1 protein-coding gene is annotated in these 619 nt (G+C 50.6%); it reads left to right on the top strand.

Features of this window, described 5'->3' with window-relative positions; all coding sequences use genetic code 11:
• On the top strand, positions 1-503 hold a 503-nt coding region (locus HZR81_RS23715; RefSeq protein WP_500129407.1), incomplete at its 5' end, for a site-specific integrase.
• Positions 504-619 lie beyond the last annotated feature (116 nt).

Raw genomic sequence — 619 nt, 5'->3', positions numbered from 1 at the left:
TTAACGGAATTTCTATCGATGGCCGGCGCATCCATATATCCGGTGCAAAGCTTAGCCACAACGGTTTACGCGGCGCTAGCCGAACGCTTGAGGCTGATGGAGACGTCTGCAATATCTTGAAAAACGCTCTCGCTGCTTTTAAATGTCAGCCGCGCAGTATGGATTCAATACGCGTTGCGCTTCACCAAGTCGCTACTGAGCTATTCGGTAGGAGGAAGGTGCCGAGTATGTACACACTTCGTCACCAGTTCGGCTCAAATCTGAAAGCCTCAGGCATGTCCGCAATAGAAATGGCATACGTCATGGGGCACCAGGCTACCGATTCGATTAGCCGCTATGGCGATAAAAGATTTGGACGTGCAGAAGCGGTTAAGGTTAAGCCTGCAAGCGATGCTGACTTTTCAAAGGTGAGAGATACAGTGCCTGCTCGAATGCGTGCGGACGCCGTGGCTCTTAATGATCAGCGAGACTTGGATCGTAGGACTGAGGTCGCTGACGGCTGAGGTGATGTGGTCATTTCAGCGGACAATCATGAATTCCTTAGGCTATAGAGCGTTTGTATCTAGCTCTGGTTTTGATAGCGGTTTCCACCTTTACGTCGTCAACGCTCAGGTATCTG

This window comes from Pseudomonas sp. LM13 (assembly GCF_041381355.1).
Lineage (GTDB): Bacteria > Pseudomonadota > Gammaproteobacteria > Pseudomonadales > Pseudomonadaceae > Stutzerimonas > Stutzerimonas frequens.
This window is presented reverse-complemented; position numbering and strand designations above follow the sequence as displayed.